Origin of the sequence: Rheinheimera soli, from assembly GCF_021290985.1 — a bacterium.
Lineage (GTDB): Bacteria > Pseudomonadota > Gammaproteobacteria > Enterobacterales > Alteromonadaceae > Pararheinheimera > Pararheinheimera soli.
Genome location: NZ_JAJOYU010000001.1, coordinates 442,302 through 460,370, shown reverse-complemented (window position 1 = coordinate 460,370; position 18,069 = coordinate 442,302). Strand labels below are relative to the sequence as shown.

Below are 18,069 nucleotides of genomic sequence, written 5' to 3'. Positions count from 1 at the left end.
ACATTCGAGCTGCGTTTTCGCTTAACAGCCTAATCTAACTAGTAGCAGTTAGATTAGGCACTATTCAGAATTGACCTTGATACATGCTCGCAGTCAGAGGTTAACGTACAGAACTGAAATTCAGTTAGGGAATGATTCACTCGCCACCTTCTAGCTTCAGCAGCAGTCCATCGCCGAAGCAAATACTCTTGTTTAGTGTTATGAAAAGTAACACGCGTTCCGCAAAAAGGGCACGCCAAAATGAAGCACCAATTTGAGCTTCGAGTATTCCCAAAGCTGCTAGGTGTTTGGCTGACGTATAACAAAAATAGTGATTAAGAGGAGCAAGCTGCTGCATATAAGACTTGGTCAATGAAAGTAAGTTAATTACCAGCTAATGGTTTATTAACTTAAACCATTTGAGGAGCTTCTTGTACATGCTTGGTTTATTTATGATTAACCATATGTCATGCTCCGCTTTTTGTATTATTTCAAGTGCTCCATCATGAGTTTCAACAACTTTATGCTCTTTAAATTGCACTCCTGCACCATTAACACTTTTTAGGACTGTTTTGAGCTTCTTAGCGCATTTGTCTGTTTCATCTTCAATACATCTGCGGCGGCTCCAGCGCAGAGCTAATCTAGAGAAGTTTATATAGTATCGAGGTACAACTTCTTGTCTTAAATCAATGTATAACCTGAGATATGTATAAATCTGAATGATAGAGGTGGCGTGTGCTCGATAGAGATAGTCTTCATCATAAAGATTACTGAATACCGCATTAGACGCTCGTTCCCACTCATTTATTACTGTGGTGACAGCTTGTCTTTTTTCTAAAAAGTAATTTCGATCAGTTTCATTACAACCAGATGGAATGTCATCGGTAAGGATGCGCTTAAGTTCTCTATCTGCAGTCTCTTGATTCGTCTCTTTTCTTAGCTTCCGTAAATGCTGTATGAGCTCAATAACTTGATTATTAGCTTCCGAGATTTCTTTATTCCGTTTGTAGGAGCTTTCGAAGTCGAGGGAGTTCTTTTGTCTTGATAACTGCCTTTGGCTAAGGATACCCCAAATAGCAACCAGTGATGCTATTAGTGCAGCTAGAACTTGAGGTGACAAAGCTAGAAAATCTTGTACTTTTATTAGAAAATCCATATTCAACCCAAAAAAAAAGAGGGGTTACCCTCTCTAATTCTTTAAAACATGATTTTATATCATACGAATTTCAGGATCTAAACCCCAGTCTTGCTCTAAACATACGATGTTTTTCATGTTGCTCTCCTTCGATTTAACTACGTGCTAATCACTTAGACACAAAGCGCGCGTATTATACATTTATCGATCGTTTCTACAATCACTAAACTGATAACTTTCATCGCTTGAACAGACAATAGATCTGAACGTTGGACTATTGCAAGCCTATTTGTATAAAAATTCAAAATAAAGTGAATAAAAGTCAAGTTACTAAATAAATATTCACAGCGATTGATGTTTGAGTATTGTTCTGTGGATAAGTTTGTGAGTAACCTCGATTCCATAAATTATCCACAGAGTTTTAGACAGGTTTAAGGCGTTTAGTTCAGTATATTTAATCCCCAATATGTGGCAGTAGGGGCGGCATCTTGTCGGTTCGCTGTGCTTTGTCAATTTTTGGGAGCAGGCGCTGGCCTAATGTCTGTCCACTTTCTAATTCATGCATTATTCTTCGAGCCCACAAATCACGACTCCACATCGCAATTTTAAGTCAAATTATCATATATTGAGCCGCTGCAATCAGATATAGGAGTTCAAATTGCGCAGAGAGAAAATTGAATCAGATATGGTTTTCTACAAGTTCAAAGCGCTAGATAATTTCGAACACCTGTTTGATATGCTAGTTCGCGAGCGTATGTATGCAGCAACTCTCTCTGAGTTGAATGATCCCATGGAGGGGATCATCAAGGCTGACCCGACTGTACCTCGGTCAATGTTTGATGAGTGGGAGTCGGCAATAAATGACGTCAGGATAGCAAGTTTCACTACTGAGAAAGACAACGAGCTCCTCTGGGCACACTACGCAGATGGTGGGAGAGGTTGCCGAATTGGTTTTCAAATTCCTGAAGATGTCGAATTTAGTTTGGTTAAATATAAAAATGCGCCCACTTGGGACGGCGGGCCGATTGATAGCGGTAAGCTTCAGCGCCTATTGAGTTATAAGCTGTCTCCATGGAGATACGAGAGAGAATGTCGTGTAGTGTTAAAAAATAACATGTACATACCAATTAAGGTGACTTCAATTGAGTTTGGCCCGCTTGTCCCCGAAGAAAAAAGAAAAATGCTGGAACATATGATCGAGCTGCTTAAACCAAATGTCAGTCTGTCTCATAAACGTTTTTGGGGAAAAGTTAACCCTATTCATACGACGGGACGACCTGTGAAAGTCGTAATTCGGTACCCAAAAGGCTGTGAAAGGTGTGAGGATTGCGAATCAAGAGCAGATAAAATAAACCGCATGTCTGAGTCGAGTTAGATGGATTTAACATTGATTTGCAAGGTTGTCTTGTCTTAGGGCTATCTGCTATTTTGGGGAAAACCACAAAGGAGCCAGGCATGGCGAATAATGAACCTAAGCAAGTAGTCGTCACAGAACAGGATGGAGCTGTAGACAGTATCCTAACCTATTTAAAAGAGCGCATAGAGTCCCCGTTTCTAATATCTTTCTTGTTTTCCTGGTCTGTTATAAACCGGGATTTTCTGTTCTATCTGTTTATGAGTAATGACAGTAACAAGCACTACCAGTTGGCCAACTGGGATTTTTCCGGTTTTCTATTTGACAGCTCTTGTTATAGTGTTTGGGCCGATAGCTTTTGGTGGCCTTTGTTCTCCAGCATAATAATTACATTGTTTTTTAGTTCTTTTTCTTCTGTTTTATCTGGAGGTCGCTATTTTTTTCTAAAATGGTGCATTGTATTCACTAAAAAACAAAAAGACGGTTTTGACTCTATCTATGCAATAAAACTTCAAGAAATTAAGTTGCTGGAACTTTACGCTGAAGTTACCTCTCTTGTGAAGGAGGCAACTGATTGGCAGAATAAAATTAACTCTTTCAAAGCCGATTTTGAGAGAAATCAGGATTCACACTTGGCTTTATCTCGGGGCAAAGTATTCGATTTCCTCATGAAATCATCAAAGTTTAATGTGCTATATAGAACTAACCATTTTTCGGAAATAGATGGTTTCAAGGCATCATCAATTCTTCCGAACGCTGTTATTAAGGTTTCATTTGTCGATAAAAAAGACCCCAAAAGAAACATACCCCAATTCGAAGGGACAGCATATGAGTTCATTACGAATAGTGATTATTTCAATTGGGATGACAAAGATTCGATCGACTACTTGTTTGCTTTACTGACGAATATAGAAATAAACAGGCCTGCAGAGATCGACCTAAATATCGGGCGTATTTTGTGTACTTTGCACAGCTCAGAAGCATTCAAGTAAGTTCAGACCACCTGAGCCTAAGCAGCAGAAGTATTTATTAAGTCATTCTGCTTTTGCCGTTTCTGGTGGGGTTGATTGCAGCAACCTAAGCAAAGCGTTGTGTGCACCTTGCATTTGGCTCAACGATTTAAATTTTACCTCAATGCAGTAGCCCGCTTCGCCACGATACTCAGCAGTAATGAAGCTGTCGATGAACGTATGTTGTAAATGGATTATTTGATTTAAGGATGAAGCTTCTGAGTTGCTAGATAAGTTGTTTATCCAGTTCTCAATTTCCTGCTTGTTCCAAGCTACAGATCGCGGCCCAAGTTTTTTCGGTGCCGGCGCTTTGTTATCTTTCACCATCGAATACCAGGTGGTTTTGCCAACTGATACCATCTGTAGTACTTCCGGTAATCTGATTAATTGCATGTTCAGCCTCCAAGGTGTGGCAACAGCGGAGGCATCTTGCCAGTGCGCTGTACTTCGTCAATTTCTGGCAGCAAGCGCTGATCTAATATTTGGCCGCCTGGCAACACCGACTGACCTATGAACTCTTCCTCAAAAGTGGTTATCCCGCATCTGACCAGCACCTTTTCAATTTCCAACATGTTGGCTGTTTGGCTGTCGATTGTTCAGTTAGCGGACACAAATTTTAGTAGATAGAATTTTACATCACGAATTTTTCTTATTGCACTGCTTATAGGATGCACTTTTCCGTTTATCGAAAGTACAAAGCAGGGTAATATCACCCCCGAACTTCAGTGATTCTTCTTTCTTAGTACATAGCTGAGTACATGAATTTAAAATAATAACGAAAATTAATGAAAAACGACTCAAGTAACAATAACATAGTAAAAATCGCCTTAGTCGCCGGAGAACATTCCGGCGATATTTTAGGTGCTGATTTAATCCGCGCTTTAAAGCTGTTATACCCGCAGGCTGAATTTTATGGCATAGGCGGCGAGCGCATGAAAGCCGAAGGCTTTAGCGCTTTGTTTGATATGGAAGAGCTGGCGGTGATGGGCATAGTGGAAGTGTTAGGCCGCTTGCCACGCTTGCTGCAGGTTCGCAAAGAGCTGCTAGCGAATCTTACTGCTATAAAGCCAGATGTGTTTATAGGTATAGACGCGCCGGACTTTAATATTCCGGTGGAGCTCAAACTCAAAGCCGCAGGTATTAAAACCGTGCATTATGTCAGCCCTTCCGTCTGGGCCTGGCGACAAAAACGTATTTTTAAAATAGCCAAAGCCACCAACATGGTGCTGGCGTTGTTGCCTTTTGAAAAAGCCTTTTACGACAAGTTTGATGTGCCTTGTAGCTTTGTCGGTCATACGCTGGCGGACCAAATGCCACTACAGCCTGATAAAGCCGCTGCTAAAACTGAATTGGGTTTAAACCCAGAAGCACCAGTGCTGGCGATCATGCCGGGTAGCAGAACCAACGAAATCAAATTATTAGCTGCAGATTATCTGCTTGCAGCACAGGAACTACAACGTCAGCAGCCTGATTTACAGCTGATTTGCAATATGGTGACAGAGCAAAAAGCAGAGTTGTTTCGCCAGATTAAACAGCAGGTTGCACCGGATTTAGTGGTGCAACTGGAAATCGGCAAAGCCCGCACTACCTTAACAGCGGCTGATGCTGTGTTTATTGCCTCAGGTACTGCCACCTTAGAAGCTATGCTGGCCAAAACTGCCATGGTGGTGGGCTATAAGATGAACTGGCTGACGCATCAGATAGCCAAATGGTTAGTGAAACTGAAGTTTTTCAGCCTGCCGAATTTATTAGCTGATAAAGCGCTAGTGACAGAGCTATTGCAAGAACAGGTCACAGTCGAGAATTTAGTCAAAGCTATGGCGCCTTTATTACAAGATCAAAAAGCGCAGCAAGCATGCGTGGGCTCTTTTACAGAGCTGCATCAACTGATCCGCTGTAATGCCAGCGAGCAAGCTGCTGCAGCTATAGCAAAGGTGATGGATGCATCCGTATGAGTAGTGCTAAAGCTTTGAATGCCGAAACTTATCAAAGACCACAAGTGCAGTTGATTTGTGGCGTTGACGAAGTAGGGCGTGGTCCGCTGGTTGGCGCTGTGGTCACAGCTGCTGTAATTCTTGACCCAAACAACCCTATTGTTGGCTTAAACGATTCAAAGAAACTGTCAGAAAAAAAGCGTCTGCAGCTTGCTGAAGAAATTAAAGCTAAAGCCTTAAGCTGGAGCTTAGGCCGCGCTGAAGTGCATGAAATTGACAGTTTAAATATTTTGCACGCTACTATGCTGGCGATGACCCGTGCTGTGCAGGGCCTTCATATTAAGCCGGAATGGGCCTTGATAGATGGCAACCGTGTGCCTAAAGATATAGGTGTTCAGGCCAGTGCTGTGGTCAAGGGGGATGCCTTAGTGCCGGAAATCAGTGCTGCTTCTATTCTTGCCAAAGTGGCTCGGGATGAAGAAATGCAGCAGTTGGATATCGCTTATCCTGCGTATGGTTTTGCAGGTCATAAAGGCTATCCAACGGCAGAACACTTAGCTGCTATTAAAACTTTTGGTGTGATCAACGAGCACAGACGTAGCTTTAAACCTGTCCGGGATGTGTTGGAATCTGTTGTAGGGGCAGCTCATGGCTGATCCGGGTTTTATTCATTTAAGGGTGCACAGCGATTTTTCGATGATCGATGGCATCAAAAAAATAAAGCCTATAGTCAAAGCGGCGAAAGAGCTGAATATGCCCGCGCTTGCTTTAACAGACCAGATGAATATGTGTGGTCTGGTGCGTTTTTACAGTACAGCACATGAAGCCGGTATTAAGCCGATAGTAGGGGCCGATTTGTGGGTGCAGCATCCGCTGTTTCCGGGCGATGCCTGTCGTTTATTGATTTTGGCGGCCGACAATGCCGGTTACCAGAACCTGACGATGTTGCTGTCCAAGGCCTATTTACGTGGCCATGTGCATCACAAGCCCCAGATTGATCATGACTGGCTGGTGGAATACAAAGAAGGCCTGATTGTCTTATCAGGCGCGAAAGACGGCCCTTTAGGCAAAGCCTTAATTAAAGGCAATGCGCCCAGCGCTTTGGCGTTAGTGCAGTTTTATCGTGAACATTTCCCAAATCGGTTTTTTATTGAACTGACCCGTACTGGCCGTCCTGACGAAGAAACTTATATTCAGGCTGCAGTAGAGCTGGCAGAACGTGAACAATTGCCTGTGGTTGCCACCAATGAAGTGGTGATGTTAAGCCCGGACGATTTTCCTGCGCATGAAATCCGGGTTGCCATTCATGATGGTTACACCTTAGAAGATAAAAGACGGCCAAAAAACTACAGCGAGCAGCAGTATCTGCGATCTGCAGAAGAAATGCTGGAGCTGTTCTCCGATATTCCGGAAGCGCTACAAAACTCTGTTGAAATCGCCAAACGCTGTAATGTCACCATACGATTAGGTGAATACTTCCTGCCGGCTTTCCCGACTGGTGGTTTATCCGACGCTGACTTCTTAGTCTTAAAATCCAAAGAAGGCCTGGAAAAACGCTTGCTGCAGTTATTCCCGGATCCGGAAGTACGTAAAGTAAAACGGGTTGAATACGACGAACGTTTAGACATTGAGCTTGGCGTCATCAACCAGATGGGATTCCCTGGTTACTTCCTGGTCGTGATGGAATTTATCCAGTGGAGTAAAGACAACGATATTCCGGTAGGCCCTGGCCGGGGTTCTGGTGCCGGTTCTTTAGTGGCTTATGCCCTGAGTATTACCGACCTTGACCCCTTGGAATTTGACTTACTGTTCGAGCGGTTCTTAAACCCTGAGCGGGTTTCTATGCCTGATTTTGACGTCGACTTCTGTATGGACAGACGCGACGAGGTAATAGAACACGTTTCCGACATGTATGGCCGCGAAGCCGTATCGCAAATTATTACCTTCGGTACTATGGCGGCTAAAGCCGTTATCCGCGACGTAGGCCGGGTATTGGGCCATCCTTATGGTTTTGTTGACCGTATCTCTAAGCTTATCCCGCCCACTCCAGGTATGACGCTTGAGCAAGCTTTTAAAGAAGAGCCACGTTTACCTGAATTATACGCCGCCGATCAGGAAGTAAAAGACTTGATTGATATGGCGCGTCAGCTGGAAGGTGTAACCCGAAACGCCGGTAAACACGCCGGTGGTGTAGTGATAGCGCCGACTAAAATTACCGACTTTGCACCTGTGTATTGTGACGAAGAGGGCAATAACCCCGTCACTCAGTTTGATAAAAATGACGTGGAATACGCAGGTCTGGTCAAGTTCGACTTCCTCGGTTTACGCACACTGACCATATTGCAGTGGGCTGTGAATATGACCAACGAGCGGCTGACCCGTGAAGGCAAGCCGCTGGTGGATATCAATACTATTCCACTGACCGACCGAAAAAGTTTTGACGTGCTGATGAAAGCAGATACCACAGCGGTATTCCAGCTTGAATCCCGCGGTATGAAAGACTTAATACGCCGTCTGCAACCCGACTGTTTCGAAGATATGATAGCCCTTGTGGCGCTGTTCCGTCCTGGTCCACTGCAGTCAGGCATGGTAGATAACTTTATCGACCGTAAAAGGGGGCGTGAAGAAATCTCTTATCCGGATTCGACCTGGCAACATGACTCGTTAATTCCTATTCTGGAGCCTACCTACGGTATTATCCTGTACCAGGAACAGGTAATGCAGATAGCACAGGTGTTGTCTGGTTATTCACTGGGCGGCGCTGACTTATTACGCCGTGCTATGGGCAAAAAGAAACCGGAAGAGATGGCCAAACAGCGCGACACCTTCCGTGATGGTGCAGTGGCAAATGGCGTCGATGCCGAACTGTCGATGAAAATCTTCGACTTGGTAGAGAAGTTCGCAGGTTACGGTTTTAACAAATCTCACTCCGCCGCTTATGCGCTGGTGTCGTACCAAACCTTGTGGATGAAGGCGCATTATCCGGCTGAGTTTATGGCGGCTGTAATGTCTGCCGATATGGATAACACCGACAAAATCGTCATTCTGGTGGATGAATGTGAGCATATGAAGCTCAAATTGATCCCGCCTGATGTCAATTCTGGTGAATATAAATTTACGGTAAACCGTCAGGGCCATATTGTTTATGGTATAGGCGCTATTAAAGGTGTGGGTGAAGGTCCGGTTGAAGCTATTTTAGCGGCGCGGGCTAAACACGGAAGCTTCACGGATTTGTTCGACTTCTGTAATAAAGTTGATTTAAAACAGCTGAACCGCCGCGTGATTGAAAAGCTGATTTTATCCGGTGCTATGGACCAGTTGGGCCCGCACCGTGCTGCTATGATGGCAACTTTAGAAGAAGCGATGAAAGGTGCAGAGCAGCAGGCCAAAGCCGAAGCTATGGGCCAGTCTGATTTATTTGGTTTAATGGCGCCTGAGCCAGAACATGCAGCCAGTGCCTTTAAACAAGTGCCAATTTGGCCGGATGAAGTCTGGTTGGAAGGCGAACGCGAAACCTTAGGTTTATACCTGACAGGTCACCCTATCAACAGATATCTGGTGGAGTTACCGCATTACAGTTCGGGCCGTTTAGTCGATATGCAGCCGGGCCGTCGTGATCAGGTAGTGCATGCCGCAGGTTTAGTCTTGTCTGTGCGCACTATGATCAATAAAAAGGGCAGACGTTGGGCTATTGTCACTTTGGATGACAAATCTGCCCGCTTAGATGTACGTTTTTTCCCCGAACAGTTCGAAAACTTCGAGCATTTGCTGCAAAAAGACAAAATATTGGTGGTGTCGGGACAGGTCAGCTTTGATGATTTCAGTGGTGGCCTTACAATGTCCGGCCGCGAGGTGGTGGACATCATAGCTGCACGGGAAAAATGCTTAAAATCCTTGACCTTAACTGTACATCAGCAGCAAATGGGGCTGGATTATCTGCAAAAACTGCAGCAAGCTATGCACGAATTTAAATTAGGCACAGTGCCGGTGAAGCTGGTGTACCAGCGTGACGAAGGTCAAATCACTGTGGCATTGGGCACCGAATGGTGGGTAACCCCTACTGACGCTTTGTTGCATCAACTGCGACAATTAGCAACAATACAACTGGATTTTCATTAATTAGGTAGTGACAGTCGATGATGCTGAATTATTTAGAGTTTGAGCAACCGATTGCGGAACTTGAAGCCAAAATAGAAGAACTTCGCAAAGTAAGCCGCAATGGCGAGTTTGATCTCGGCCTTGAAGAAGAAGTAAACAAGCTGAAGGAAAAAAGCTTAACTCTGACAAAAAAGATCTTCTCAGAATTAGGTGCCTGGCAGGTTGCTCAGTTAGCCCGTCATCCGCTGCGTCCTTACACGCTGGATTACATCAAACATATTTTCACTGACTTTGACGAGTTTGCCGGTGATCGTACTTTTGCCAACGATCCGGCTATTGTCTGCGGTACAGCCCGTTTAGGTGACAAAACCGTGATGGTGATTGGTCATCAAAAAGGCCGTGACACTTCAGAGAAAATCAAACGCAACTTTGGTATGCCAAAACCTGAAGGCTACCGTAAAGCCTTACGTATGATGGAAATGGCAGAACGTTTTAATTTGCCAATCATCACTTTTATCGACACCCCTGGTGCATACCCAGGTGTTGGCGCTGAAGAGCGTGGTCAAAGTGAAGCCATTGCCCGTAACCTGAAAGTCATGGCTGGCCTGAAAGTGCCGGTGCTTTGTACTGTGATAGGCGAGGGTGGTTCTGGTGGTGCTTTAGCCATAGGCGTCGGCGATCAGGTCAACATGCTGCAATACAGCACCTATTCGGTGATTTCGCCTGAAGGTTGTGCTTCTATTTTGTGGAAAAGTGCTGATAAAGCCCCTATCGCAGCTGATGCCATGGGCATTACGGCACCACGTTTAAAAGAGCTGAACCTGATTGACGAAATCGTCAGCGAGCCTTTAGGCGGCGCACACCGTAATCACGAGCAAATGGCACAAAGCTTAAAGCAAGCCTTGTTACGTGACTTAACCAAGCTGGAAAAGTTAAGTATTGAAGACTTGCTGGACAGACGCTATAAACGTTTAATGTCTTTTGGTTACTGCTAACAGACAAGTCCTGTGTAAAGCTGTATAAAATCAGCGTGCATATTGGGTAACGGGCGGGGATAAACCCCGCCCCTACAAGCCGCCGCAAGGCGGTTTTTTATTAGGGTCTTGTTTTCATGAGTTCAGAGTTTACAGTCTCACTGCGTCAGCATATCCAACAGCTTGGTTTAAACCAACTGGTGTTGGGGTTATCTGGTGGGCTGGATTCTATGGTGTTGCTGCAGTTATGTCATCAACTGGTTTTGGACACAGACATCACACTCAAGGCCGTTTATATCCATCATGGTTTAAGTGCCAATGCTGATCAGTGGGCTGATTTTTGTCTGCAGCAGTGCCTTAAGCGAAGCATTCCTTTTGAAGTGCAAAAAGTACAGCTAAACCCTACCGCCAATATTGAAGCTCAGGCCCGAACTGCACGTTATTCGGCTTTAGCTGCTTTTGTTACAACTCCCCAAACTGCTTTGTTAACGGCTCATCATGCCGATGATCAATTGGAAACTTTGTTGCTGGCGCTAAAGCGTGGTGCAGGTCCGGCCGGTTTATCAGGTATTGCCGCTTTGCAGTCTTTTGCTGCGGGTTGGTTGCTGCGGCCTTTACTGGATTTTAGCCGTGAACAATTGGAAACTTTTGCCAAAGAACAGCAACTAGAGTGGATTGAAGACGAAAGTAATGCCGACAGCCGGTTTGACCGTAACTTTTTACGGCTTCAGGTGATGCCTTTATTGCAGCAACGCTGGCCCGCTTTCCGGCAAAATGCGTTGCGTTCTGTCTCTCATATCCAGCAGCAACAGCAGTTTGTTGAAACACAGCTTGAACAGCTATTACCCACTGTAATGCACGGTGCTGAATTAGATTTAAAACTGCTAATAGCGCAAGACTTAACCACACAAAAGCTGCTGGTGCGACGCTGGCTGGCCTTAACAGGGCTTAATCCATCAACCGACTGGCTGGAGCGATTTTTTACCGAGCTGATTGGAGCTAAAGCCGATGCTCAGCCATTACTGGAGCTGGATGCTTATCGAATCCGTCGTTTTGCCGATAAGGCATATATCACAGAAGTTACAGAGGCTCCGCAGGCTGGGGTTTTGCTCGAATTAAAGCCCGGGCAACAGCTTAACACTGTTGTAGGCCAGTTTCTCCTTAACAGTGAAGGCAAGGGCACCGCCTTGTTCTTAACTGACGATCCTTTGTATCTGGTCTTCGGCTTGTTTAGTTTGCCTTTTAAACCAGCAGGTGAGCGACAAAACAAAGCGCTGAAACAATGGCTGAAGTTATGGGCTATACCGCCATGGCAACGTTTGCAATTGCCTGTGCTGGTGCAAAATAATCAGGTAGTGGCTGTGCTGGGGTTGGCGTCAAACGCAGCTGAAGATCAAGCCAATACCTATATCGACTGGCGCAAAGGTTAAACTGAAATTGCTGGCAAAAAAAAAGGGCTTTTGGATCTTCCGTCCTTTAGCCCCAATGTACGACGACTAAAATCTGTGCCTGCTTAGGCTAGGCCTGATTCAGCAAGGCGACTTTTACCGCGTTTTTACCTGCTTGTTTGGCTTGTGACAAAGCTTCATCAGCACGGCTGAATAACAAAGTGGTTTTCTGATCCGGAGCCAGATGCGCCAAGCCAGCGCTTGCGGTCACAGCAAACTGGTTACAAATATGATGCTGATTAATAGCTTTCACCAGACGATGAGCGACCAGCTCAGCTGCTAAGGCATCTTCTGCCGTCAGCAATACAGCAAATTCATCTCCGCCGAAACGGTACAAACAATCACTGGCTCTTAAGGTTTGACGCATAGCGTCAGCCACTGCAATCAGCACATCATCACCGGCAGGATGGCCAAAATTATCGTTGGTTTGTTTAAAGTTATCCAAATCCAGCAAAATTAAAGCGCAAGCCTCCTGGCGTCTGTTAGCCAGCTGCACAGTTCGTTCAAACTGGTCGTCAAAATTACGTCTGTTACCCAAGTCAGTCAGACTGTCTTTTAGCGCCAATTGCTGCAAACGAACCACCACTAAGGTATTACGTAGCGGATAGAGCCATTGCCGTTCCAGTTGCCACAGCTGATGCTGAATTAACGGAGTAAAAGCCTGATCGGACTGATAACTTAACTCGGCCAGGCATTGCTCGTTCAGCATTAATACACTGCGGTGCTCAAAATTGCCGTCTTCTGAGCCCGGAGCCAGGTATTTACCTACTGCGGTTTGTAACTGAATGGAACGCAGAGGCAATACTTTGCCTGCGGCCATTGAATAAATTTGTAGCTGATCAGCAAGATCCAGGCTGGTTTGTAACTGTTCAGGCAGAGTCGCCGGATCTGCAGACAAACCAGACCAGTGTGGCTGACTGGTGATGCCAGCATAACTGGTTCCACTTAATGTCATATCTTGTAAGCCAAATAATTCCACTGCCGATACTCCAGACAAGATCTAAGATGACTGGAATTTGCAGGTATTGTGCCAGTTTAATAAGTAGATGATCTTATTGATTTTTTCAATTATGCAGTTTGCACTGACACTTTTTTGACGGCAATAGCTGGCTAAAAATTGCCCTTCACTTTGTAGTGAGAAAATCCAACAGTTCAGGCATTTGTTGCATTGCATCCTGATAGCCAATGTCTATCAAACGCTTGGTGTAGGATTTTTCAAACAGCAGGTAGCTGGTTAAGCTGGATTCGGAATGCTGTGTAATACCTGTTAAACGTAATAAGCTGCGAACCGCCATTGGTAATTGTAAAAAGTGCTGGCTGGCAATTTCATTAAAATTCACGCTGGGGTTGATTAAAAAGCTGTCGACCTTTTTCAGATCGGTAGGAATATTATGTGCGTTTAGCGTATCAATGGTTTTATTGATCCTGGTCATTCGCTCTAAGTCGGCATTTAAAGTGTCCGAAAAGATGGTATCGAGCAAGTGACCAGCCACAGTGGCTAAACCCGGATGGTGCGGCATCGCATTGCTTAAATCATGAGAGCGAGGTTGTTCTAAGCCGATGATCAGTATTTTATCCGCACCTAAATGAATAGGCGCGCTGAGCGGTGATAACTGATTGACAGAACCATCGCCATAATAATGCTGGTGAATACGCACTGAGGGGAATACCAGCGGTATAGAAGCTGAAGCCAATAAATGCTGAATGCCCAATAAGGTTCTTTGACCACAACGTTTTGCTCTGCGCCATTCTTTGGCATCATTACCCTGGAAAAAGGTGATGGAATCGCCAGTGTTATAACTGGAGGCGGTTACAGAGACACTGGATAAATAGCCTCCCTGAATATTGCGGTCTATACGCTGTAAATCCAAAATATTATGCAGCAGCAAGCGCAAAGGTTTATTGTCCAGCAAGCTGACCGGCCTTTTATTGGCGTAGTCGGCCTGAAATGCACCTAAAAAACCTCGCAGTAAATGCCAGCCTAACCGCAGATAATCTGAATAATACACGTGATGGGTATGGAAATTGCGCCAGACCCATTCGATTTTTTTTACGCCTAAATGAAAGCAGGAAGCATAGCAGGCAATACCAGTGGCATTGATGGCGCCCGCTGAAGTACCACAAATAATTTCAAAAGGAATTTTACTGTTGCGTGGGTAGTGCAAAGCTAAAGCTTTTAGCACACCAACCTGGTAGGCGGCTCTGGCGCCACCCCCTGTTAGCAGCAATGCAACTTTTTTATTGGTGTTTTCACCTTTTTTACTATCAGTCACTGAAACTTCTTAACTCTTTAGAGACTCTCTGTTTATATATTGCTGAAAAGCAAAATAAATGCAACGCTATAGCCAGTTTTTCAACAGCTTAAATATCAGTTATCCGAATTAGTGAAAGGAAAAAACAGAAATGACCGAGAAGGCTCCTGGCACAGGCCAGCAACAATATTATATAGGTTTAGCTGTAGTGGCTGTGACCCTGATTGCCATCGTCTGGTTTTTCTTCCGATCAGATAATACTGTAGTTCCGGAACCAGAACCTACTCCAGTACCAACATTACAACAACCAGCTCCTGCTGATGTATTAACAGCGGATCAGGAACCTGTAGACAGCCTAACAGTGCAAGCTCAGGATGAAACTCCTTTGCAGGAAACTCCACTGGACGATGCAGTAGCTGTTGAACCTAGCGTAAAGTTACCAAGCCTGGATAGTTCTGATGCAGAAGTGAAAACCGGTTTGTTAGGGTTGCGCTGGAAAGCTGGTCTGGCGTCACTTTTTGTTACTGAAGATATGATCCGCCGTTTTGTGGTGAATGTAGACAATATAGCGCAAGGAACTTTGCCAAAAGGTCAGCCATTGTTTCAGCCTATAGCTGTCAAGTTTGCCACTTTACCGGCAGAAGAAGGTGCAGTGCAGCTAGACCCGGCCAACTTTGAGCGTTATGAGCCTTATTTGCAGTTGCTGGAAAGTGTATCTGTGACTGAAGTAAAACGTTTATTTGAATACTACTATCCGCTGATGCAAGAAGCTTATGCAGAGTTAGGTTACACGGATGCGCAGTTCCGCGTGCGTTTACAGGATGCAATCAAAGTGTTGTTAGCCACACCAGAAGTGGCTCCTCCTATGACACTGGCTCGGCCAAACGTTTATTACACTTATGCCGATCCTGAAATCGAAGCTTTACCTTTGGCACAACGTCAAATGATCCGCTTAGGGCCTGATAATCAAAAACGCTTAAAACGGGTATTGGAAGCTCATCAGTTGGTATTAGCTCAGCCTTAATGCCCACTTTACCTGCGATTCCGGCTACTTTGCCACGTCGTTACAGCAACCTGGGTCAGAAACTTGGCCTCTGGTTGCTGAAACTGCTGGGCGGCTGGAATATTCAGGGGGAAGTGCCTGCCCACAAAAAGATGGTGATAGCCGTTGCCCCTCATACCTCCAATCAGGATTTTTTTGTCGGTATAGCCGCAGCTCTTGCGCTGGATCTTAAAATCCGATTTTTAGGCAAACACAGCATCTTTGTTTGGCCTGTGAAAAGGCTGTTGATGTCGTTAGGCGGTATCCCTGTTGACCGCAGCCACCCGCATGGCGTGGTAGGGCAAGTGGTGGCAGAGTTTGAACAAAGTGATTCGCTGTTATTAGGTTTATCACCCGAAGGCAGCCGTAAAAAGGTGGAGCAGTGGCGCTCTGGGTTCTGGTTTATCGCCAAGCAAGCCAATGTGCCTGTGTGTTTGATAGGGCTGGATTACCAGCACAAACAACTGGTGTTTGGTCCATGCTTTACTGCTGGCGAAAATTTCGACGACGATCTACAGCAAATGCGGATGTTTTTTCAGCAAATGGCTGCAAAGTACCCGGAAAACGCTTAAGTTCTTGCACAGAGAAAAGCTTTTCAGCATAATGCGCGCACCAGTTTGACTGGTACCTTCAATGGTGGCCTCATCGGTCCTCCCGCAATACTAATTCGTTCACCTGGTCAGATCCGGAAGGAAGCAGCCAAAGCGAATAACGTATGTGCCGGGATGTCGGCTGGTGAGGTCGCCACCCAAATTTTTCTGTCTGGATTGCCACAAGCTTTGTAATTCGTTACATTGCATTCTTACGTCATTTTTTTGTAATGGAATGGATTCTGTATGAATAACTTTCTTTCCGGTTTATTGCTGGCATGTGCAGTTTTACCTTTTTTATCTGTCGCGACTGAAGACACCAAGACAAGCGTTTTGCCACTTGAGATGTTTTATCAGGGCGAGCGCATTGAACAACTCCGCTTATCGCCAAATGGAAAACGTTTGGTCGCGCTGAAAAACATTAAAGAAGACACTCTCATTCAACTGATAGATCTAACCTCGGGCGAGTCGGTCTATCTTGGAAGAACAGATAATAAAAAGTTTAAATTTGCCTGGGTGCGTTGGGCTAACGATACGCATTTGCTGGCCAGCTTTCGATATGGCGACGTTCGGGGCTTGGGGACTAAAACCACTGAAACCCGTTTGTTCTCTATTGAAGCCAAGGAGGGAGCTCAGTTAGTTCCTATGGTGAGAGCTGCAAGGGACGGTGAGCATCAGAGCCAGTTTCAGGACGATGTAGTTAAGTTGCGCTTCCCGGATGACGATCATTTTTTACTTGGCATAGACCGGGAAATGCCGGGACATGACAGCCTGTTTCAGGTTAACGTAAAAACGGGGAAAACTACACTGATCCAGAGGCACAGGTCCAATGTTGCTTCATGGTTGGTCGACAGACAAGGGCAAGTCAGAGCCAGTACTGACTATGACCAGAAAACGACGGAATCCTCTGTACGTGTATTACGCCCTGGTCAGACAGAGTGGATTGAAGCCTGGCGCTGGCCAGCGTTTTCTGAGCAAGCTATTTCCATTCTTGGTTTTGGTAAAGATCCAAAAGATCTTTATATATCAGCCAATCATGAAGGCCGCTTAGCCGTGTTTAAAGTGGATTTAAGCCAAGCCGACTTACCTCGCCAGTTGATCTTAAGCCATCCTGTGTATGATATCGAAGGCTCATTGATTTATTCGGCTGCGCGCGATGAACCTGTAGGTATTTATTTCAGTGATGAGTCTTCCCGCAGTTTATTCTGGGATGAGGAGTTTAAAGCTTTTCAGGCCGGTTTAGATAAAGTGCTGCCTGACACAGTAAACTACATTTCTAATTTAAGTTCAGATGACAGAACCTATTTGGTCTATGCCACCAATGCCACCAATCCCGGCGTTTACTTACTTGGTAACAGGGATGAAAAATCTTTAATGCATTTGGCTGAAACCTTCCCTGGACTGAACGAAGAAAATTTAGTTCATAAAGAAAAAATTACTTACAAAGCTCGGGATGGCCTGACGATTGAAGGTTATGTGTCACGACCCAAAGGCAAAACAGGGCCTGGCGCTATGGTGGTATTGCCGCATGGAGGGCCTTTTTCTCAGGACTCCAATAGCTTTGATACCTTCTCAGCCTACCTGGCGAATAAAGGCTACATAGTATTTCAACCAAACTTCCGTGGTTCAACTGGCTATGGCCATCAGTTTCTGACTCAGGCTGTGGGTCAGTATGGTATGGCAATGCAGGATGATATAACAGATGGCACTGCGTATCTGATTGAACAGAAGATTGCAGACCCAAAACGTATTTGTATTATGGGTGCCAGTTATGGTGGCTATGCTGCATTGCTAGGCGCTGCCCGTACTCCTGATCTGTATCAATGCTCTATCAGTTTTGCCGGTGTTTCGGATTTACGTGAACAACGTAACAGTTACCGCAACTACACCAGTTACAATCTGGCGAAAAAACAGATGGGTAAAGATAACGACTTGCTGGAACAGAATTCTCCGTTGAATATGGTCGAAAAAATCAAAGTACCGGTCCTGTTGTTACATGGCACTGAAGATCGCAGTGTGCCGGTAAAACAGAGCCGTATGATGGCGAATGAACTGGCTGATGAAAATAAGGTATTCACCTATATTGAAATTGAGGACGGCACCCATCACCTGGATTATTTGCCGCATCGCAAGCAAACCTTTGAAGCTATAGATGCCTTTTTAAACAAGTATTTGCCACTTTGATACTCTGACAAACCGCATTGCGGTTTGTCAGTTATAAAGTTTTTGATGAAAGCTTAGACAGCTGGCAGC

Annotated in this window: 15 protein-coding genes and 1 other RNA gene; 11 read left to right on the top strand and 5 right to left on the bottom strand. The window is 45.1% G+C overall.

The window, feature by feature from the left end:
* Positions 1–373: 373 nt before the first annotated feature.
* On the bottom strand, positions 374–1,135 hold the full coding sequence (locus LSG37_RS02150) for a DUF4760 domain-containing protein (RefSeq protein WP_233078210.1): 762 nt from the start codon (positions 1,133–1,135) through the stop codon (positions 374–376).
* Between the two features lie 637 nt (positions 1,136–1,772).
* On the opposite strand from LSG37_RS02150, the gene LSG37_RS02145 reads away from it, so the two are divergent.
* Positions 1,773–2,489, top strand: a complete 717-nt coding sequence (locus LSG37_RS02145; RefSeq protein WP_233078209.1) for a DUF2971 domain-containing protein — start codon at positions 1,773–1,775, stop codon at positions 2,487–2,489.
* An 80-nt stretch (positions 2,490–2,569) separates the two neighbouring features.
* The gene (locus tag LSG37_RS02140) at positions 2,570–3,460 is read left to right on the top strand and encodes a hypothetical protein (protein WP_233078208.1); all 891 of its coding nucleotides are present in this window, start codon (positions 2,570–2,572) and stop codon (positions 3,458–3,460) included.
* A 42-nt stretch (positions 3,461–3,502) separates the two neighbouring features.
* Here LSG37_RS02140 and LSG37_RS02135 read toward each other — a convergent pair whose 3' ends face one another.
* Together LSG37_RS02135 and LSG37_RS02130 are read right to left on the bottom strand one after the other, a co-directional pair.
* Positions 3,503–3,871 (bottom strand): helix-turn-helix transcriptional regulator, encoded by a 369-nt coding sequence (locus LSG37_RS02135; RefSeq protein ID WP_233078207.1) that lies wholly within the window; start codon positions 3,869–3,871, stop codon positions 3,503–3,505.
* Between the two features lie 2 nt (positions 3,872–3,873).
* Complete coding sequence (locus LSG37_RS02130) at positions 3,874–4,050, bottom strand: hypothetical protein (RefSeq protein ID WP_233078206.1); 177 nt, start codon at positions 4,048–4,050, stop codon at positions 3,874–3,876.
* A 213-nt stretch (positions 4,051–4,263) separates the two neighbouring features.
* Between LSG37_RS02130 and lpxB the strand changes: the two genes are divergently transcribed.
* The 5 genes from lpxB to tilS all read left to right on the top strand — a co-directional run bounded on the left by lpxB (position 4,264) and on the right by tilS (position 11,914).
* Positions 4,264–5,433, top strand: a complete 1,170-nt coding sequence (lpxB, locus tag LSG37_RS02125) for a lipid-A-disaccharide synthase (protein WP_233078205.1) — start codon at positions 4,264–4,266, stop codon at positions 5,431–5,433.
* Positions 5,430–6,068, top strand: a complete 639-nt coding sequence (gene rnhB / locus LSG37_RS02120) for a ribonuclease HII (protein ID WP_233078204.1) — start codon at positions 5,430–5,432, stop codon at positions 6,066–6,068. Before lpxB ends, rnhB begins: the two co-directional genes overlap by 4 nt.
* The gene (gene dnaE, locus LSG37_RS02115; RefSeq protein WP_233078203.1) at positions 6,061–9,531 is read left to right on the top strand and encodes a DNA polymerase III subunit alpha; all 3,471 of its coding nucleotides are present in this window, start codon (positions 6,061–6,063) and stop codon (positions 9,529–9,531) included. Before rnhB ends, dnaE begins: the two co-directional genes overlap by 8 nt.
* 17 nt (positions 9,532–9,548) lie before the next feature.
* Positions 9,549–10,505 carry an acetyl-CoA carboxylase carboxyl transferase subunit alpha gene (gene accA / locus LSG37_RS02110; protein WP_233078202.1) on the top strand — a complete coding sequence of 319 codons (957 nt, stop codon included), beginning with the start codon at positions 9,549–9,551 and terminating at the stop codon, positions 10,503–10,505.
* A 116-nt stretch (positions 10,506–10,621) separates the two neighbouring features.
* A complete protein-coding gene (gene tilS, locus LSG37_RS02105) occupies positions 10,622–11,914 on the top strand; it encodes a tRNA lysidine(34) synthetase TilS (protein ID WP_233078201.1) in 1,293 nt (430 codons plus the stop codon).
* An 88-nt stretch (positions 11,915–12,002) separates the two neighbouring features.
* Here tilS and LSG37_RS02100 read toward each other — a convergent pair whose 3' ends face one another.
* Positions 12,003–12,911 (bottom strand): GGDEF domain-containing protein, encoded by a 909-nt coding sequence (locus LSG37_RS02100; RefSeq protein ID WP_233078200.1) that lies wholly within the window; start codon positions 12,909–12,911, stop codon positions 12,003–12,005.
* A gap of 145 nt (positions 12,912–13,056) precedes the next feature.
* The gene (locus tag LSG37_RS02095; protein WP_233078199.1) at positions 13,057–14,205 is read right to left on the bottom strand and encodes a patatin-like phospholipase family protein; all 1,149 of its coding nucleotides are present in this window, start codon (positions 14,203–14,205) and stop codon (positions 13,057–13,059) included.
* Positions 14,206–14,335: 130 nt separating this feature from the next.
* On the opposite strand from LSG37_RS02095, the gene LSG37_RS02090 reads away from it, so the two are divergent.
* From LSG37_RS02090 to LSG37_RS02075, 4 genes are all read left to right on the top strand, one after another.
* Entirely contained in the window at positions 14,336–15,208 is an 873-nt protein-coding gene (locus LSG37_RS02090; RefSeq protein ID WP_233078198.1) for a DUF3014 domain-containing protein, read from the top strand.
* Positions 15,208–15,798, top strand: coding sequence for a 1-acyl-sn-glycerol-3-phosphate acyltransferase (locus tag LSG37_RS02085; RefSeq protein ID WP_233078197.1), 591 nt, complete (start codon positions 15,208–15,210; stop codon positions 15,796–15,798). The genes LSG37_RS02090 and LSG37_RS02085 overlap by 1 nt, the downstream gene beginning before the upstream one ends.
* 71 nt (positions 15,799–15,869) lie before the next feature.
* An RNA gene (gene ffs, locus LSG37_RS02080) (signal recognition particle sRNA small type) lies at positions 15,870–15,967 on the top strand.
* A gap of 95 nt (positions 15,968–16,062) precedes the next feature.
* Positions 16,063–18,000, top strand: a complete 1,938-nt coding sequence (locus LSG37_RS02075; protein ID WP_233078196.1) for an alpha/beta hydrolase family protein — start codon at positions 16,063–16,065, stop codon at positions 17,998–18,000.
* Positions 18,001–18,069 lie beyond the last annotated feature (69 nt).